Source organism: Methylococcus sp. EFPC2 (assembly GCF_016925495.1).
Classification (GTDB): Bacteria; Pseudomonadota; Gammaproteobacteria; order Methylococcales; family Methylococcaceae; genus EFPC2.
This window is the reverse complement of sequence record NZ_CP070491.1, coordinates 1,591,877-1,609,975: the sequence shown is the minus strand read 5'-3', so window position 1 is coordinate 1,609,975 and position 18,099 is coordinate 1,591,877. Positions and strand designations below refer to the sequence as shown.

9 protein-coding genes and 1 tRNA gene are annotated in these 18,099 nt (G+C 60.0%); 4 read left to right on the top strand and 6 right to left on the bottom strand.

Going from position 1 to position 18,099, the window contains the following annotated elements; all coding sequences use genetic code 11:
- Positions 1-28: 28 nt before the first annotated feature.
- Positions 29-1,090: a site-specific integrase gene (locus JWZ97_RS06660; RefSeq protein WP_205434012.1), complete on the top strand. Its 1,062-nt coding sequence runs from the start codon at positions 29-31 to the stop codon at positions 1,088-1,090.
- 41 nt (positions 1,091-1,131) lie between these two features.
- On the opposite strand, the gene JWZ97_RS06655 is transcribed toward JWZ97_RS06660, so the two are convergent.
- Both JWZ97_RS06655 and JWZ97_RS06650 read right to left on the bottom strand, forming a co-directional pair.
- Positions 1,132-1,207, bottom strand: a tRNA-Lys gene (locus JWZ97_RS06655).
- A 253-nt stretch (positions 1,208-1,460) separates the two neighbouring features.
- Positions 1,461-3,704: a methyl-accepting chemotaxis protein gene (locus JWZ97_RS06650; RefSeq protein WP_305799101.1), complete on the bottom strand. Its 2,244-nt coding sequence runs from the start codon at positions 3,702-3,704 to the stop codon at positions 1,461-1,463.
- 243 nt (positions 3,705-3,947) lie between these two features.
- Between JWZ97_RS06650 and JWZ97_RS06645 the strand changes: the two genes are divergently transcribed.
- The 3 genes from JWZ97_RS06645 to JWZ97_RS06635 all read left to right on the top strand — a co-directional run bounded on the left by JWZ97_RS06645 (position 3,948) and on the right by JWZ97_RS06635 (position 9,641).
- Positions 3,948-5,336, top strand: a complete 1,389-nt coding sequence (locus JWZ97_RS06645; protein ID WP_205434011.1) for a sensor histidine kinase — start codon at positions 3,948-3,950, stop codon at positions 5,334-5,336.
- Complete coding sequence (locus JWZ97_RS06640; protein WP_205434010.1) at positions 5,317-8,433, top strand: PAS domain S-box protein; 3,117 nt, start codon at positions 5,317-5,319, stop codon at positions 8,431-8,433. Before JWZ97_RS06645 ends, JWZ97_RS06640 begins: the two co-directional genes overlap by 20 nt.
- Before the next feature lie 101 nt (positions 8,434-8,534).
- Positions 8,535-9,641 (top strand): HD domain-containing phosphohydrolase, encoded by a 1,107-nt coding sequence (locus tag JWZ97_RS06635; protein ID WP_205434009.1) that lies wholly within the window; start codon positions 8,535-8,537, stop codon positions 9,639-9,641.
- Positions 9,642-9,647: 6 nt separating this feature from the next.
- Here JWZ97_RS06635 and JWZ97_RS06630 read toward each other — a convergent pair whose 3' ends face one another.
- The 4 genes from JWZ97_RS06630 to dnaE all read right to left on the bottom strand — a co-directional run bounded on the left by JWZ97_RS06630 (position 9,648) and on the right by dnaE (position 17,946).
- A complete protein-coding gene (locus JWZ97_RS06630) occupies positions 9,648-10,253 on the bottom strand; it encodes a response regulator transcription factor (RefSeq protein WP_205434008.1) in 606 nt (201 codons plus the stop codon).
- Positions 10,254-10,859: 606 nt separating this feature from the next.
- Entirely contained in the window at positions 10,860-12,452 is a 1,593-nt protein-coding gene (locus tag JWZ97_RS06625; protein ID WP_205434007.1) for an ABC-F family ATPase, read from the bottom strand.
- A gap of 1,371 nt (positions 12,453-13,823) precedes the next feature.
- The gene (locus JWZ97_RS06620; protein WP_205434006.1) at positions 13,824-14,303 is read right to left on the bottom strand and encodes a hypothetical protein; all 480 of its coding nucleotides are present in this window, start codon (positions 14,301-14,303) and stop codon (positions 13,824-13,826) included.
- A gap of 157 nt (positions 14,304-14,460) precedes the next feature.
- Positions 14,461-17,946 carry a DNA polymerase III subunit alpha gene (gene dnaE, locus JWZ97_RS06615; protein WP_205434005.1) on the bottom strand — a complete coding sequence of 1,162 codons (3,486 nt, stop codon included), beginning with the start codon at positions 17,944-17,946 and terminating at the stop codon, positions 14,461-14,463.
- Positions 17,947-18,099: the final 153 nt, after the last annotated feature.

The following is an 18,099-nucleotide window of genomic DNA, read 5'->3' as shown; positions in this document are numbered from 1 at the left end:
AGCCGGGCAGTAAACAGGAGGAATTGAAATGGCAAAACCAACCCCCGGCCTTAGAAAAAGGGGCGAAACCTGGCACATTGAAAAAACAATCGGCGGTCAGCGCATTTTCGAGAGCACTGGAGAGACGGAACTTGACGCCGCCGAGCGCTACCTAGCGCGCCGCATCGAGCAGATACGCCGCATCACGATCTACGGCGAACGCATCAACTACACGTTCGACCAGGCGGCGGCGCGCTATATCGAAGAGGAGCACAAAAAAAGCCTGGACAGGGATATCACCACACTCACGGCAATCATGCCCTACATAGGGGCACTGGAGTTATCGCGCATCCACTCCGGGAGCCTCGACGGTTTCATCAAAGACCGTCGCCGGGCCGGCATCTCGGCGGGGACGCTCACGCGCGACATCGCCGTCGTTCGCCGGGTACTAACACTGGCGGCGCGGCTGTGGCGAGACGAACAAGGGCGCGCTTGGCTGGACACCGTGCCGTTGTTGCCCGTGCCCAAAGGCGAAAAACGAAAACCCAGGCCCATCAGCTGGTCGGGGCAGCAGGCCATCCTCAAGGCACTGCCGGGCTACCTCAGCGAAATGGTCTTGTTTGCGTTAAACACCGGCATGCGAGACCAGGAAATTTGCGGCCTACGGTGGGATGCCGAGTGCAAGGTACAGGGCCGCGACGCCAGCGTTTTCATCATCGAGGAGGACGCCGCCAAAAATGGGCACGAGCGTATCGTACCGCTCAATGCGGTCGCCCGGGCCATCGTAGACAGTCGGCGTGGGAAAGCGGGCGAGTTCGTTTTCGGCTACGAGGGCGGAAAACTCGGACGCATGGGCGGAAAAGCATGGAGCAAGGGACGCAAAGCGGTGAACCTGCAGGGTGTGCGTATCCACGATCTACGCCACACGTTTGGCATGCGTCTACGGGCGGCGGGCGTATCGTTCGAGGACCGACAGGATCTGCTCGGCCACCACGCCGGGCGCATCACCACGCACTACAGCAAGGTCGAAATCGCCAATCTGATAGCCTGCGTGGAATTGCTCTGCGAGGAAAAAAAGAAGCCGGAACTCACCCTGATTCGATGCGCCTGAGAAACGCGAATCCGGCAAAATTCCGGCAGTCATTTTAGATATGGTGGGCCGTGTGCGACTCGAACGCACGACCATCGCATTAAAAGTGCGGTGCTCTACCGACTGAGCTAACGGCCCTGAGTCGATTATTTAACCAATTTATTTATTTGAGCGCAAGTATGAGTCTCGGCGAGCAACATACGAGCGTGGCAAACCGGGGACTCTGTCCTGAGAGCCTCCTCCGACTATTTGCCGCCGTCGGAGTCGTGCTTCTCGCTGTCATATGGGATGGTGAGGCTTTACCGTCATGATGCCGTAGCGAGGGGGAGGTTCATCCGTTTTCTCGCCGCCCCCCAATTCATGGCTGTCCCAGATACTTGTGAATAGGGGATTAAAACTCTGTCCAGTCGTCCGTACCATCATGACGGGGAGGGCTGATCGCAGCTTGCATGGTCTTGGCAGGAAGGGACCGCCTACCATGGCCGAGCGCATGCGCCTGAAGCGGTTTGCGAGAGGGTAGGCGAGGGTGGTGCGTGGTGCCGTTCTCTAGATGAAAGTGCGCGATGGTGGCGGCCAGGCTACTTGCCTGCTGTTCCAGCGATTCGGCTGCGGCGGCAGCCTGCTCAACCAATGCGGCGTTTTGCTGGGTGACGTCGTCCATCTGAGTGATCGCCTGGTTGACCTGCTCGATGCCGGAACTCTGCTCCGCCGAAGCGGCGGCGATATCAGCCATGATGTCGGTTACGCGACGCACGGCGACCACGATTTCGTCCATCCGGTGCCCGGCTTCTTCCACCAGCTTGACACCACCGTCAACCTTGTCGACGGAGTCGTTGATCAAGGACTTGATTTCCTTGGCCGCGGCGGCCGAGCGTTGCGCCAGGTTGCGTACCTCACCGGCCACCACCGCGAAGCCACGGCCCTGCTCGCCGGCCCGCGCTGCCTCCACCGCTGCGTTGAGCGCCAGGATGTTGGTCTGGAAGGCGATGCCGTCGATGACGCTGATGATGTCGACGATCTTGCGCGCACTCTCGTTGATGGAGGACATGGTGCCGACCACTTGTTGCACCACGTTGCCGCCCTTGACCGCCACTTCGGAAGCCGCCAGCGCCATCTGATTCGCCTGTTTGGCATTGTCGGCGTTCTGTTTCACGGTGGATGATAATTCTTCCATGCTGGAGGCGGTTTCCTCCAGACTGGAGGCCTGTTCTTCGGTCCGTTGCGAGAGGTCGGCGTTGCCGGCGGCGATTTCCTGGGCGGCCGTGTTGATGGAATCCGTGGCCTCCTTGACGGCGATGATGGGATCGACGATGGTCGCCAAGGTGGCGTTCACGCCTTCCACGATCTTGCGGAAATCGCCCTGGTGCCTGCTCACGTCGGCGCGCGTCTGGATGTGTCCTGCCAGTGCCGCCCGAGACAGCATGTCGGCGTCTTCGACCAGGGCATTGACCGCGTCGATGCAGGTGTTCAAGTTGTTCTTGATGGCGTCGAAGTCGCCTTGGTACTCGTCGGTGATCCGGGGCGGGATGTCGCCGAGGGCGATGCGCGCGACATAGGATGACGCCACGTTCAGCGGATTGACCACGGCATCCAGTATCGTATTGACCCCTTCCGCGGTCTTGCGTTGGACGCTCCCCGACGGGGGGATGGTTTCGACGTCCATGCGTACCCCCAAATTTCCCTGCATGACCCCGTCGAACATCTTGAAGATTTGATTATCGAAAGCCTCCTGCGGGGTACGGTCGCTCCACTCCACCACGGTGCCATAGCGTTGCCCCTTATCATCGATGACCGGATTGGCGGTGAATTCCAGGGTATACGAGGCCAGGGATATTTTGCTTCGGTGCGTGCCCTTCAGATTGGCCAAGAGGTTGCGCTGATGGGCAGGGTTTTTGTGGAACAGGTCGATGTTGCTGCCGAGCAGGCGATCGGACGCGAAATTCGGATAGACGGATCGCAACTGTGGCTCCATATCCTTGAACAGTCGGCGGGCGGCCGGGTTCAGATAAACGAGATTGCAATCCTGATCGGCGATCATGATGCTCATGTTGACCGTTTCCAGTGCGGTTTCCAGCAGATGGGTACGATGTTCGGCTTGATCCAGGACGGTGCGGTCGCTCCATTCCACCACCGTGCCCAGGCGCTTACCCCTGTCGTCGCGCAGCGGTTGCGCCATGAGGGAGAATTTGCGCGCCCCCACCGCAATGCGGGTCTGATAGGGTGCATTCAGATTGCCTAACAGGTTTCTTTGGTGGGCCGGATTCTTGTGGAAACTGTCGATATTGACGCCAATCAGATTTCGGGCGTTGAAGTGCGGCAATACTTTGCGCAAATCCGCTTCGCACTCCTCCATCAGCTTTTGTCCGGTGCGATTCATGTAGACGATGTTCAGATCGGCATCGGCGATCATGACGTTGGGCATCACGGTGTCCAGGGCCGCGATCATGCGCTGTTCCCGCACCAGCGACTGGCGCAGCGCTTCGAGTGCGCGCATGAGCGGGGTGTATTGATCCTGCTGTTCACAGTCGATGGGAACGTCGAGGTCCCGCCGGGTCAGTTTTTCTGTGATGCGCACCGATTCGTTGAGCCGCTCGGAGGAAAACAGTTTGCCGAATATCAGGTTGGGGATGGTCATGGTGCGCTCCGGCTCGGGTTTTAAGCCCGATTATGGTTATGGAACTCTGGGCAGAAATGGCCAACGGCGGTTCCCCGGTTGGGATACGCCGTCACCCGATCCATTGTTGTCCCGCATCTCACCGGTGACGATGAGTAGGACTACTCATGACCGGTAGCGGGTTTTACCCCTATGCTTCCCGAACTCAACGAATCACCATCGTGGACGCCAGCCTTGACCGTAAGAAAGCCCGCGGAACACCAGATGAATATGGATATTTACGAGCGTATTTTCGAATACACGCCCGATGCTTTGCTCGTGGTTAACGAAGCGGGATACATCACCCGCGCGAACGCTCAGACCGAGCAGATGTTCGGCTTCAACCGGGATGAACTCATAGGGAGAACCATCGAGATCCTCATCCCCCAGCGTTTCGCCACCGGCCACGTCGGGCATCGCTCCGGTTATCAGCGCGGACCTCGTCCGCGACCAATGGGAGCGGGCTTCGAGTTGTTCGGCCGACGGAAGGACGACAGCGAGTTTCCCGTGGACATCATGCTCAGTCCCGTGGAAACGGAAGAGGGTCGGCAGGTTCTCTGCGCCGTGCGCAATGTCAGCGATCGCAATCGGGCGGACGAGGCGCGGGCCCGGCTCGCCGCCATCGTCGAATCGGCCGCCGATGCGATCATAGGCAAGGATCTGAACGGCGTGATCCTGAGTTGGAACCCCGCGGCCGAGCGTCTATTCGGCTATCGCGCCGAAGAAGTGATAGGCAAGCACGTCACCCTGTTGATACCACCCGAACACGCGGACGAAGAGTCGCGGATACTGGAACACATCCGCCTGGGCGTGCGGGTGGAGCCCTACGAGTCTGTACGCCTGCGCAAGGACGGCAGCATCGTCGACGTGTGGCTGACGACCTCGCCGGTCAAGGACATGCGGGGCAACGTGATCGGCGCTTCCAAGATCGTTCGCGACATCAGCGAGCGCAAGCGCGTCGAACAGAAAATTCTCGACTCGCTGAGGGAAAAAGAAGTCTTGCTTCAGGAGATACACCACCGGGTCAAGAACAATCTCGCGGTCATTTCCAGCCTGTTCTACCTGCAGGCGACCTATACCAGCGATGAACCGACCATCAAGATCCTCAAGGAAAGCCAGGACCGCGTGCGCTCCATGGCGCTGGTGCACGAATCCTTGTACGGATCGCAAAATCTGGCGGCGGTGGACTTCGCCGAATATGCGCGCCGGCTGAGTGTTCAGTTGGTCCAGAGTTACAGTCTGCCTGCCGGAGAGATTCATCTGAGCACAGACATGGCCCCGGTCCGGATGAGCATAGACCTGGCGGTTCCTTGCGGCCTGATCCTCAACGAACTGGTGACGAATGCGGTCAAACACGCGTTTCCGGGCAGTCGCGGCGGCCGGATCGACCTGGCATTGCACTGCAATGAGGACGGCACCGGCGTGCTGATCGTCGCCGACGACGGTATCGGTCTGCCCCCGGACCTGGTCGTGGAAAAGAGTCCCTCCCTGGGGTTGCGTCTGATCCGATCCTTGGCGCGGCAGATCGATGCGCGGTTCGAATTGCTGCCTGCACACCCCGGTACCCAAGCACGCCTGACCTTGCGGATCGACCATGACGACAAAACACACTGATACGGACGCGCACGCGCGCGTCCTGGTGGTCGAGGACGAAGCTCTCGTCGCCGAGGAGATACGGGACCGTCTGACGCGCTTGGGCTACGAAGTCGTCGGCGTCGCCGATACCGGACGGCAAGCCATCGCGGCTGCGGAACAGACGCGCCCCGGCCTCGTCCTCATGGACATCCGGCTCAAGGGGCGGATGGACGGAATCGAAGCCGGCGAGCATATCTACCGGCGGTGGGAGATTCCGGTCGTGTTTCTCACCGCGCACTCGGATCAAGCCACTTTCGAACGCGCCAAGCTGACCGCTCCTTTCGGCTATATCCTGAAACCCTTTCGGGAGCGGGACTTGCTGATGGCCATTGAGATGGCCTTGCATCGTCACTCGCTCGAACAGAATCTGAAGGAAAGCCACTTCACCTTCCACACCATACTGAATAGCGTGGCTGAAGGGGTCATCGCGACCGATGTGGCTGGCCGAGTTCGTTTCATGAACCCGAAGGCCGAGGTAATGACCGGCTGGTGCATCGAGGATGCTCAAGGTCAGGCGCTGGAGCGGGTCCTGATGTTGGCGGATGAGGCGAGTCGCGCCCCGGTGAACTATCTGTCGGGGACCGCGCTGCACCGGCAACCGGCATTTTCTTCCGACCAGCCCGTGATTCTCCTTGACCGCAGTCGGTCATCCGAAATTCCGGTCGAGATCAGCGCCGCACCCATCATTTCGGCCAGCGGGAAACTTGCCGGCGCGGCGGTGTCGTTTCTCAACATCAGCGCGCGCAGGCGGGCCGAACAGACTTTCCGCCACCTGCTGGAATCGGCCCCGGATGCCATGGTCATCGCCGACGAAAGCAATCGCATCGTGCTGGTCAATTCTCAGGTGGAAACCTTGTTCGGCTATCCGCGTCACGAGCTTCAGGGACAGCCGATTGAAGTGCTCATCCCTGAACGTTTCAGGGCCAAACATCCCGAGCATAGCCGCCGCTATTTCGCCAACCCCAGCGTGCGGGCCATGGGGACCAGTCTCGAGGTGTATGGGGTAACGAAGGACGGTACGGAATTTCCCGTCGAAGTCCGCCTGAGTCAGCTGGCGACGCCCGATGGCCTGCTCGTTTCCAGCATCATCCGGGACATCAGCGAACGCAAGCAGGCGGAAGACCAGCTGCGCGAAAACGAGTCCCTGTTCCGTGGCCTGGTGGAGACTTCACCGATACCGAAACTGGTGCTCACGGCCGACGCCTCGAATCGGGTGCTGTTGATGAACAAATCCTTCACCGAGAAATTCGGCTATACGGTGAACGAAGTATGGGACATCGGCTCCTGGTGGGAGCGCGCCTATCCGGACCCGCTGGAGCGCAGGCGCATCAAGCAGGCATGGAGCCGTGAGGCCAGGACAGCCGATTGTTTGGGGCAGTCGGCCACCGCACCTCTAAGCGCTCGGGTCACCTGCCTGGATGGCAGTCACCGTGATGTCGAAGTCTCCATGGGACGCTTCGGGAGTCGGGCCCTAGTCATATTTAATGACTTGACCGAGCGCGTCCGGGCCGAGGAGTCGCTGCGGATCAGCGAGGCTCGTCTCCGGGCGATCGTCGAAAACATGCCCATCCTCATGACCGCATACTGCGAAAACGGCCTCATCGTGGGTTGGAACAGCGAATGCGAGCGGGTCACCGGTTACAGCGCGGAGGAAATCATCGGCAATCCGCACGCATTGGAAATGCTGTACCCCGATTCTTCGCTGCGTGAGCGCATGAAGGCGGAATGGGAGGTCCGTGATGTTCCCCATCACGATTGGAGCGGCAGCCTGACCGGTAAGGACGGGACCACGCGGACCATAGAATGGTCGAATGTGAGTGCGCAGTTTCCCATTCCGGGCTGGGCTTATTGGGGGGTCGGCGTCGACGTCACCGAGCGGCTTAAGCTGGAAGGACAGTTGCAGCAGACCCAGAAGATGGAGTCCATCGGCCAACTCACCGGCGGGATCGCCCATGATTTCAACAATATTCTGGCCGCTATCCTGGGGTATACCGAACTGGCCCAGATGAACAGCGGAAACGGGCTCTCGCCCAAGCTGGTGACCTATCTGGCGGAAATCCATCTGGCGGCGGAGCGGGCAAAAGCGCTGGTGGCCCAGCTCCTCGCGTTTAGCCGTTCGGAAGCGGTGACCGCGGATGTCATTCTGGTCGCCCCCGTGGTGAAAGAGATCACCAAGCTGTTCCGCGCGACCTTTCCTTCATCGCTATCCGTCACCCTGGAGCTGCCCGATCATCTTCCCAATATCCGCATCAATCCGGTCCAACTCCATCAGGTATTGATGAATCTTGGCATCAACGCCCGGGATGCCACGCAGGGCAAAGGGCGTATGGATATCAGGGTCAACGCGGTATTTTTCGATACCCACCGGGTTTGCTCCTCGTGTCATTACGACTTTCAAGGCGAGTTTGTCATGATATCGATCAAGGACCAGGGACACGGCATCCCGGCCAAGCACATTTCCCGCCTGTTCGAACCTTTTTTCACGACCAAGGAGGTCGGCCGGGGGACGGGCTTGGGTCTGTCGGTATTACACGGCATCGTCCATGCGGCCGGAGGGCACGTCGAGGTGATCTCGGGCGGCGGGCGGGGAGCGGAATTCCGGGTCTATTTCCCGGCCGTCGCCCCGGCCATCGAAGCCATGACATTTTTCGGCCCGCACGCGGCGCCTGGCTTGGCACCCCGGGTCAGGGGGCGCGTGATGGTGGTGGATGACGAGCCTTCCATCGTGAGTTTTACCCGGGACTTGCTGGAAAACATCGGCTGCAAAGTCAGCGGGTTCACCGACCCGCGCGAAGCCCTCTCCGTCTTCCGCGCGGAGCCGGCGGCCTACGACCTGGTGATCACGGACCAGACCATGCCCGGTTTGACCGGCGCCAAGCTGGCCCGCGAGCTGCTCAGGCTGAGTCCGGTCCTACCGGTGATACTGTGCACCGGCTACAGCAACGAGATCGACGAGTCCACCGCGCGGCAGCACGGGATCAGCAAGTTCCTCCTGAAACCCGTGCCCATGGTCAAGCTGTTCGAGGCGGTGAACGAATTGCTGCCTTCATCCGGCAGCGTACAGCCGCGGGAGTAAGAAAAAACAACAGCGTGGAATGAGTAGAACCACTCTGTCCGGCGGCGTTGCCCTGGCGAAAACTGGAGCCGCCTGAATCAGCGCAGCCCCAGGAGACCGTCATGAGCCATATGCATTCAGTCCAGCCCGCGAGTCACCACAATACTGCCGATTTCGAGCGGGGGCCTTACGGCATCCTGTTGGTGGATGACGATGATCAGCAGATTCGCTTGATGCGCCACATTCTGGACGATCACAGCTATCAGGTCCTAGCGGCCAATTGCGGACGGGACGCCCTCGCTTGTCTCGAACAGGCGGATTTCGATGTCATCCTTCTGGACTACAACCTGCCGGACATGACCGGGCCGGAAGTCTGTCGCGCCATCCGCGTTCGGCCCTCGTTCAAGTTGATGCCCATCATCATGCTCACGGGGCGCAACGGTCTGAGCGACGTCGTCGACTGCCTGCACGCCGGCGCCAATGATTTCGTCGCCAAGCCGTGTTCGCCCATGGAGCTGGAAGCGCGCGTGCGGGGAGCGGCCCAGCGCAAGCGCATCACCGACCAGCTCGACGACGCCGAATCCGTGCTCTACACCATGGCGCAAATGGTGGAAGCGCGTGACCACGGGACCGGAGACCACTGTGCCCGTTTGGCCCATCTCGGAGCGCTGTTTGGCGAAGCCCTCAATCTGCCTTTTCGGGAGCGGGCGGCTTTGCGCCACGGGGCGGTGCTGCATGACATCGGGAAAATCGCCGTGCCGGATGCCATCCTGTTGAAGAACGGCCCCTTGGACGAGGAGGAGTGGGTCATAATGCGCAAGCATCCGCTCATCGGGGCGGAAATCTGCAAGCGGCTGCATTCCATGACCCTGACGCTGGACATCATCCGCTATCACCATGAGCGGTGGGACGGCAGGGGTTACCCGGATGGCCTCGCCGGAGAGAACATTCCCTATCTCGCGCGGGTATTCCAGATCCTCGATGTCTTCGACGCCCTTATCAGCGAGCGGCCCTACAAGAAGGGTTTGCCGATAGCGGCCGCCTTGCAGATGATGCGCAGCGAAACCGAGGAGGGCAAGCTGGATCCCTCGCTCGTCAGCGCATTCATGACGCTGGTGGAGCCCATCACCGAATGGGTCAAGGGTGCGCCCTGGCTGATGCGACACGGGCGACGAGCGGATGACAGCCTGCGCGAAATGCTGGCCGGCAGCCGCTTTGCGATGCGCTGAGCGGTGTTACAGGAAGAGCCGCACCAGCTCGACCGTGGAGTTCACGTGCAGTTTCTCCAGGATATGGGCTCGGTGATTTTCCACGGTACGCACACTACAGCCCACGATCTCCGAAATATCCCGGCTCGACTTTCCTTCCGATACCAATTTGGCGATTTTTTGTTCCTTGGGCGTCAGCAACGCCAATCTCGCCTCGATGGTTGAGCGGTGCCGGCGCTCGGCGTGCAGACGGCAGCTGCGCTCCAATGCCTGCTGAACCTTGTCGAGCAAGGCCTGCGCCCCGAAGGGTTTTTCGACGAAGTCGAACGCCCCGTTTTTCATGCACTCGACCGCCAATGCCACCTCGGCATGGCCGGTGAGGAAGATGATCGGCAAGGTGGCGCCTTTGGCCAGCAGCCGCTTCTGCAATTCCAGCCCGCCTATCTCGGGCATGCGCATATCGCAGACCAGGCATTCGCAAACAGCCGGCTGGTAGATCTCTAGGAAATCGGCGGCATTGGAAAATGCCCGGACGCTGAGATCGATGGAGCCGATCAAGGCTTCCAGCATCCTTAAAACCGACGGATCGTCATCCACCACGTACACGAGGCCACGGCCGGGTTGATCATTCATAGAAACAGGTTCGTCGCGAAATGTAAGGAGTCGAAACTTAAGTTTAGTCGCCCATTAGAAGTTGCATGGCCGCGCGATAAAGCACTGGAACAGGGTCGCGTCTTTCGGTCAGCCGTATCTTGCTTATCGTATGCGGGTCGGCGGTGGTAAGGGAATACCGTATGCCGGAGCCCAACTACCGGCAATCGCCCTCAAAATGCCGGCTCAGGCCAGCGCGCCGGGGATCTTGCGGAAGCGCGGGTCAGGGCCAGCAGGAAGAGCTCGCAGCCGCCGGCGTCCGGGGCGAGAATTGCGGCCGGACGATGCCGGCCCTGCGGTACAGCATGGTTTGGGCGAGGGAGACGAAAAGGATGGTCGGCGCCGCCGGACCAGCGCCGCGCCGGTGAGGATGATGGAAAGCGTGGCGATGCTGTTGACGACCCCTAGCGTTGGGACTGAAGTGCGCACTTCGAGCTCGGCGGGCGGGATGTCCCGCCCGAAGGTGTAGAGTCCCGCATCCACACGATCCTTTCATGCGAATAACGCTTGCGCGTAAATTTCGCGCTCGGATCGTCCGCGTCACCCAGTGGGTCGACAGGGGGTGAGGTGAGCGGCGGTTGGAGCGGATTATTCCACTCCCTGGTTGCGCAAGTAGTCGTCGTAATTGCCGCTGAAGTTGACCACGCCCTGCGGGGTCAATTCGATGATGCGGGTGGCCAGCGAGGACACGAATTCGCGGTCGTGGCTGACGAAGATCAGCGTGCCGGGATAGTTTTCCAGCGCGGTGTTGAGCGACTCGATGGACTCCATGTCCAGGTGGTTGGTGGGTTCGTCCAGCACCAGAATATTGGGCTGCTGCAGCATCAGTTTGCCGAACAGCATGCGGCCTTGTTCGCCGCCGGACAACACCTGCACGGATTTCTTGCTTTCGTCCTGGGAGAACAGCAGCCGGCCCAGGGTGGCGCGCACCGCTTGTTCGTCATCGGATTCGCGCTTCCATTGGCTCATCCAGTCGAACAGATTCAGATTTTCGGCGAAGTCGGCCGCATGGTCCTGGGCGAAATAGCCCAGATTGATGTTTTCCGACCATTTGACCTCGCCCGCATCCGGCGTCAGTTCGCCGACCAGGGTGCGCAGCAGGGTGGACTTGCCGATGCCGTTGGGGCCGATGACGGCCACTTTCTCACCGACCTCCACCATCAGGTTCAGGCCCTGGAACAGCGGGGTCTCGCCGTAGCCCTTGGCCAGATCTTTCACCTCCAGGGCCAGGCGGTAGAGCTTCTTGTCCTGGTTGAAGCGGATGAAGGGATTGACCCGGCTGGAAAGCTTGATGTCCTCCAGTTGGATCTTTTCGATCTGCTTGGCGCGGGAAGTCGCCTGCTTGGCCTTGGAGGCGTTGGCCGAGAAGCGGCTGACGAAGCTTTGCAGTTCGGCGATCTGGGCCTTCTTTTTGGCGTTGTCCGCCAGCAGGCGTTCGCGCGCCTGGGTGGAGGCGATCATGTAGTCGTCGTAATTACCCGGATAGACCCGCAGTTCGCCGTAGTCCATGTCCGCCATGTGGGTGCAGACGCTGTTCAGGAAGTGGCGGTCGTGGGAAATGATGACCATGGAGCTGCCCCGTTCGTTCAACACGTTTTCCAGCCAGCGTATGGTGTTGATGTCCAGGTTGTTGGTGGGTTCGTCCAGCAGCAGGATGTCCGGGTTGGAGAACAGGGCCTGGGCGAGCAGCACGCGCAGCTTCCAGCCCGGCGCCACGGCGCTCATGGGGCCGTCGTGCTGCTCCAGGGGTATGCCCGCCCCCAGCAATAGTTCGCCGGCGCGGGATTCCGCCGTGTAACCGTCGTATTCGGCAAACACCGCTTCCAGCTCGGCGGCGCGCATGTAGTCGTCCTCGGAGGCCTCCGGGTTGGCATAGATCGCATCGCGTTCCGCCATGGCTTCCCACATCTCCTTATGCCCCATCATCACCACGTCCAATACGCGATTGTCCTCAAAGGCGAACTGGTCCTGGCGCAGTTTGCCCAGGCGCTCGTTGGGATCCAGGGAGACGTTGCCGGCGGTGGGCTCCAGGTCGCCACCCAGGATTTTCATGAAGGTGGATTTGCCGCAGCCGTTGGCGCCGATCAGGCCGTAGCGGTTGCCGTCGCCGAATTTGACGGAAACGTTTTCAAACAACGGCTTGGCGCCGAATTGCATGGTGATGTTAGCGGTGGATAGCAAGGGTATGTCCGAATTAGAAAGATTGATGGAAGACGGTGCAGAATTCCACGGCCCACGATAGGCAGCCCGACACCGGGCGATGGCCTTGCCAGGCCTCGGCGTATGCTGGGATTTCTATCCGGTGGGGGAGAGGAGGGCGGTCGCGACCGTCGGTTCGCTGGATCATTCTTGCCGAACCGTCGGCTGCGCAACCTGGAAATTCCAATGCGCGTTTGCATCATTGTACTACGTCGGCCGAGCGCGATGGTTTGGAATCTCGATCACCCTACGTCCGGCGGTAGTTCTGTTTCATGGATAAACGAGACTGACCCGCTAACGTAGGGTGGATGCCCGACAGGGCGATCCGCCAAAAAACCTCCCGACCGGTCGGAGGCCTGCTCCATGGCACGAGGCCATGCGCATGTTCAGAGCCGTTGGCCGTTTCCCATCCGGCGGAACCCGATGGAGCCGGTTCCGTCTTACGGTCTTAGGCGTGAGCCGTAACCCAACGGTTTCGATATGTTGGGTTACGCTGTCGCTAACCCAACCTACCGTGTTGTCGAGCGATAATAAACTGGCCCGCTATGGAGGCACCGTTCGCGTAGTTTGATTCTTCCGGAATGCGTATTTCAGGTCGAATTGCGGGTGTGGTTTGATATGCGATTAGCGGGTATATCGCGGCATAAAGATTATCTCGATGGATGCGCTTCGCTATCGCTTAGCACATCCTATGCGGGAAGTAACGCAAACTTTGTAGGCTGGAATGAGTGACAACGAATTCCAGCAATCAACCAAGATGCTGGAATTCCCTTCGTTCATTCCAGCCTACGGCCCAGTTAGCCGGCCAACGTAGGGCGGATGCCCGAAGGGCGATCCGCCAAAAAACCTCCCGACCGGTCCGAGGCCTGCTCCATGGCACGCGGCCATGCGCATGTTCAGCGCCGTTGGCTATTTCCCATCCGGCGGAACCCGATGGAGCCGGTTCCGCCTTACGGCCTTTGTTTATGAATGCCGCACCGATTGAAGTGCCCAACGACAAGGATAACTTGCGCAATGGAGCGTAGCGGAATTACGTCAAGTTGACCCACTAGGCTGGAAAACAAAGGTCAGCCGCGCAGCGGGTAGACCGGGATGTTTTCCATGCCCCCCAGAAGGCCCAGGGCCGGGCGGGGCACCGCAGGGCGCAGGCTTTATTGCGTCCGTAGGTGACCTGCAAGGCATCCCGAACAGGCCGTAGAGTCATCTCGGAGCGATGCGGAGGCGACGGCTCTAAGGTCGCTGGAGCGAGTCGACGGGGGACGGCTGGGGCGCCGAAGGCAATAACCGTCCCGCAAGTGCGGCCGTGCGGCGTAGGGAACGCCGTTAGGCACAGCACGTCGTGGGACACGCTGCTTAGCATTTTAATTGCTCATATAGTTTTTTTTCAGCACCCAAATATAAACGACGTACATTACGGAAAGTTTGTTCGTCAATTTTTCCATGTTTTATAACGGGGTTAACGAACCCATTTCCTTTATAAAATTCGATTTTATGGGATATGCTATCGGGTACAACATTATCATATTTAAAAACGTTCTCTTTTCCTTTTTCAGCAACAATATATTCTTTTGCTTTCCATAACTCTTCTTCATTAATGCCAAGATATTCAGATGCTTGCAATTTATTGAGAATTTTAAATACACGAATATATCCACCTAAATATAAAACACCTCCAAATACAGAAACAATAAACACGGTTGAATTTTCAATGACACCATTTTTTGAGAACTTATCACTCGCTGCATATGTGAGTAAGTGGGAGTTATGATTTGTTGATTCCGCTTTATGATTCCACTGCTCGTTTTTCCATAGATATATGAAATTTCCAGTCAATTTTTTACTCCATATCAAAATGCTAACAACTGCTTGAGTGGTTTCTGTTTATCTTCCCGATTCACAAGATAGCCTGATCCGGATACCTTATCTCTTCCGATTCAGTGCTTCCATCGCCGCGAGTCCTGCCGGTTGCCATTGACGCGGTTATCCCAATTTACGGATAAACCAAACTAACCCTCTCCGTCCCCAGTCTTTTTCTCAACCGGTTCAGCAGTTCATCGCTGGGTTTCGCCGACCAGCGTTCACCGAGTTGTAGTCGGGATGCCGCGTGGCGGTTGCGGTATTCGATGACGATGGGGCAGGAGCCGCCCTGGAATGGCTGGATGAGGGTTTGCAGTTCGTCGACCGGCGGGGCTTCTTCGGGGGCTGGCCACTGGATCAGCAGCTGCCGGGCGTAGCGGGCGCGGGCTTGTTCGATGCTGTAGAGATGCTCGGCGGTCAGGCGCATCACGCCGGCGTAGTCGTCCATCCCTAAATTGCCTTCGGCGACCAGCAGCACGTCCTTGTTGAGGTGTTCGCGGTATTGCTCGAAGACTTCCGAGAATACCGCGACTTCGAGGCGGCCGGTGCGGTCGTCCAGGGTGACGAAGCCCATGCGCTTGCCGTTCTTGTTCTGCTTGGTGCGCAGATCGACCACTAGCCCGGCGACGACGGCGCGGACCTCGTTGCTGCGGCCCCAGCTGCGGCCGTCCGATTCGACGCTGAGTTTGCCGATGCGGCCGGTGACGAAATGGCCCAGTTCAGATTCGTACTGGGCGATGGGGTGGCCGGTGAGATAAAGCCCCAGGGTCGCTTTTTCGTGCGACAGGCGCAGATCTTCCGGCCAGGGTTCGACGGCTTCCTGCGGGATCGGCGCCGGGCTGGTCGAAGCCGGCTCGGCCATCAGGCCGAACAAGTCGTCCTGGCCGGTTTCTTCCATCGCGCCGTGCTGCTCGGCGGCCTTGAGCGCGTCGGAGAGCTGGGCCATATGGCGGGCGCGGTTGGGGTCGAAGCCGTCCAGGGCACCGGCCCTGATCAGCGCTTCCAGCACCCGCCGGTTGGCCTTGCGCAGATCGATGCGGCGGCACAAGTCGAACAGATCGGCGTAGGGGCCGTGTTCGCCCCGCTCGCGGATGATGTCCTCGATGGCGTTTTCGCCCACGCCCTTGATGGCACCCAGGCCGTAGACGATGGCGCCGTCGTCGCGCACGGTGAACCGGAATTCCGAATGGTTGACGTCGGGCGGCACCAGGCCCAGCTTCATGTCGCGGCATTCCTCGATCAGCACCACCACCTTGTCGGTGTTGTCCATATCGGCCGACAGCACGGCCGCCATGAAGGCCGCCGGGTAATGCGCCTTGAGCCAGGCGGTCTGGTAGGACACCAGGGCGTAGGCGGCGGAGTGCGATTTGTTGAAGCCGTATTCGGCGAACTTCTCCATCAGGTCGAAGATGTAGGCGGCGGTTTTTTCCTCCACCTCCTGCTCGGTCGCCCCTTTGACGAAGATTTCGCGCTGCTTGGCCATCTCCTCGGGCTTCTTCTTGCCCATGGCGCGGCGCAGCAGGTCGGCGCCGCCCAGCGAATAGCCAGCCAGCACCTGGGCGATCTGCATCACCTGTTCCTGATAGACGATGACGCCGTAGGTGGGCTTGAGTATGCCTTCAAGCCTGGGATGCGGGTATTCGACCTTGGCTTTGCCGTGCTTGCGGTTGACGAAGTCGTCCACCATGCCGGACTGCAAGGGGCCCGGACGGAACAGGGCGACGAGGGCGATGATGTCCTCGAAGCAGTCGGGCAAAAGGCGGCCGATCAGCTCCTTCATGCCGCGCGATTCGAGCTGGAATACCGCGGTGGTGGCCTTGCGCTTGAGCAAGGCATAGCTGGCCGGGTCGTCGCGGGGTATCAGGTTGATGTCGAGCGGCGCTTCGCCCTGCTCGGCGCGCCGGCGGTTAAGGGTCTGCATCGCCCAGTCGATGATGGTCAGGGTGCGCAGGCCTAAGAAGTCGAACTTGACCAGACCCACGGCTTCCACGTCGTCCTTGTCGAACTGGGTGACCAGGTTGTCGCCGCCTTGTTCGCAGTAAAGCGGGCTGAAGTCGATCAGTCTGGACGGCGCGATAACCACGCCGCCGGCGTGCTTGCCGGCGTTGCGGGTGATGCCTTCCAGCGTCTTGCCCAGGTCGATCAGGGCTTTCACTTCTTCATCGGACTCGTAGAGTTTGCGCAAGTCCTCGCTGTCGGTGAGTGCCTTGTCGAGGGTGATGCCCAGCTCGAAGGGAATCAGCTTGGCGATGCGGTCGACGAAGCCGTAGCCGTGGCCGAGCACGCGGCCGACGTCGCGCACCACGGCCTTGGCCGCCATGGAACCGTAGGTGATGATTTGCGAGACACGGTCGCGTCCGTAATGCCGGGCCACGTAGTCGATCACTTCGTCGCGCCGCTCCATGCAGAAGTCGACGTCGAAGTCGGGCATGGACACGCGTTCCGGATTGAGGAAGCGTTCGAACAGCAGGTCGAATGCTATGGGGTCCAGGTCGGTGATCTTGAGCGCGTAGGCGACGAGCGAACCGGCGCCCGAACCGCGGCCCGGCCCCACCGGTATGCCCTGCTTCTTGGCCCACTGGATGAAGTCGGCGACGATGAGGAAGTAGCCGGGGAAATCCATCTGCCGGATCACGCCGATTTCGATCTCCAGACGCTCGCGGTAAGGCTGGAGCTTTTCCGCTGGCGCGCCCGGCATCAGCACCGCCAGCCGTTCTTCCAGGCCCGCGCGGGACTGTTCGGCGAAATAGTCTCCAGGACTCATGCCTTCCGGCACCGGGAATTCCGGCAGGAAGTTCTTGCCCAGGGTCAGCTCGATGTTGCAACGCTTGGCGATCTCGACCGTGTTTTCCAACGCCTCGGGGATGTCGGCGAACAGCTCGGCCATTTCCTCGGCGCTGCGCAGATATTGCCGGTCGCTGTAGTCGCGCGGGCGGCGCGGATCGTCCAGCACGCGGCCCTGGTGGATGCAGACGCGCGCTTCGTGGGCCTCGAATTCCTCCGGAGTGATGAAACGCACGTCGTTGGTGGCGACCGGCGGCGCCTGGAATTCCACCGCCAGCTCCAAAGCCTGGACGATGTAGTCTTCCTCGCGCGGCCGGCCGGTACGCTGGAGTTCCAGATAAAAGCGGTCCTCGAACAGCTTGAGGCTCAGCTCCAACTGGTGCCTGGCCTCGTCCTTGTTGCCGGCCAGAAGCGCCCGGCCGATCACGCCTTCGCGGCCGCCCGACAGGGCGATCAGGCCCTGGTTGCGGCTTTCCAGCCATTCGGGCATCAGCATGGGCACGCCTTGGTGCTGGTTTTCCTGATAGCTGCGCGAGATCAGCTCGGTCAAAGCCTTGTAGCCTTCGCCATTCTGCACCAGCAGGGTCAGCCGGTGCGGCTGGGCTGGATCGGTGGGGTTGTACAGCCACACGTCGGCGCCGGCGATGGGCTTGACGCCCTCGGCCATGGCCGCCTTGTAGAACTTCACCAGCGAGAACAAATTGGACTGGTCGGTCACCGCGACCGCGGGCATCCCTAACTTGGCGATGCGTTTCACCAGCGGCTTTACCCGCACCAGGCCGTCGACCATGGAGTATTCGGTGTGGACGCGGAGATGGACGTAGGGAATGGTCATGGTGTTCTGTGTGCCGGAGAGGAAAGCCAGTCGATGAATGCGAGCTCCGTCGCAATGAATGCCGCGATAGGATAAAACGTCGGCCGATTCGTGCCTATGGGCGTGTGTGGCCAGGCCCGAGGAGTACGCCTTCTGTGCTAGCATACCGCCCTC

Bases quoted from the DNA above. Each gene is read 5' to 3' on its own strand.
- JWZ97_RS06660 (WP_205434012.1), top strand. From the start codon at position 29: ATGGCAAAACCAACCCCCGGCCTTAGAAAAAGGGGCGAAACCTGGCAC.
- JWZ97_RS06630 (WP_205434008.1), bottom strand. From the start codon at position 10,253: ATGAATGATCAACCCGGCCGTGGCCTCGTGTACGTGGTGGATGACGAT.
- JWZ97_RS06640 (WP_205434010.1), top strand. From the start codon at position 5,317: ATGACGACAAAACACACTGATACGGACGCGCACGCGCGCGTCCTGGTG.
- JWZ97_RS06645 (WP_205434011.1), top strand. From the start codon at position 3,948: ATGAATATGGATATTTACGAGCGTATTTTCGAATACACGCCCGATGCT.
- JWZ97_RS06635 (WP_205434009.1), top strand. From the start codon at position 8,535: ATGAGCCATATGCATTCAGTCCAGCCCGCGAGTCACCACAATACTGCC.
- dnaE (WP_205434005.1), bottom strand. From the start codon at position 17,946: ATGACCATTCCCTACGTCCATCTCCGCGTCCACACCGAATACTCCATG.
- JWZ97_RS06650 (WP_305799101.1), bottom strand. From the start codon at position 3,704: ATGACCATCCCCAACCTGATATTCGGCAAACTGTTTTCCTCCGAGCGG.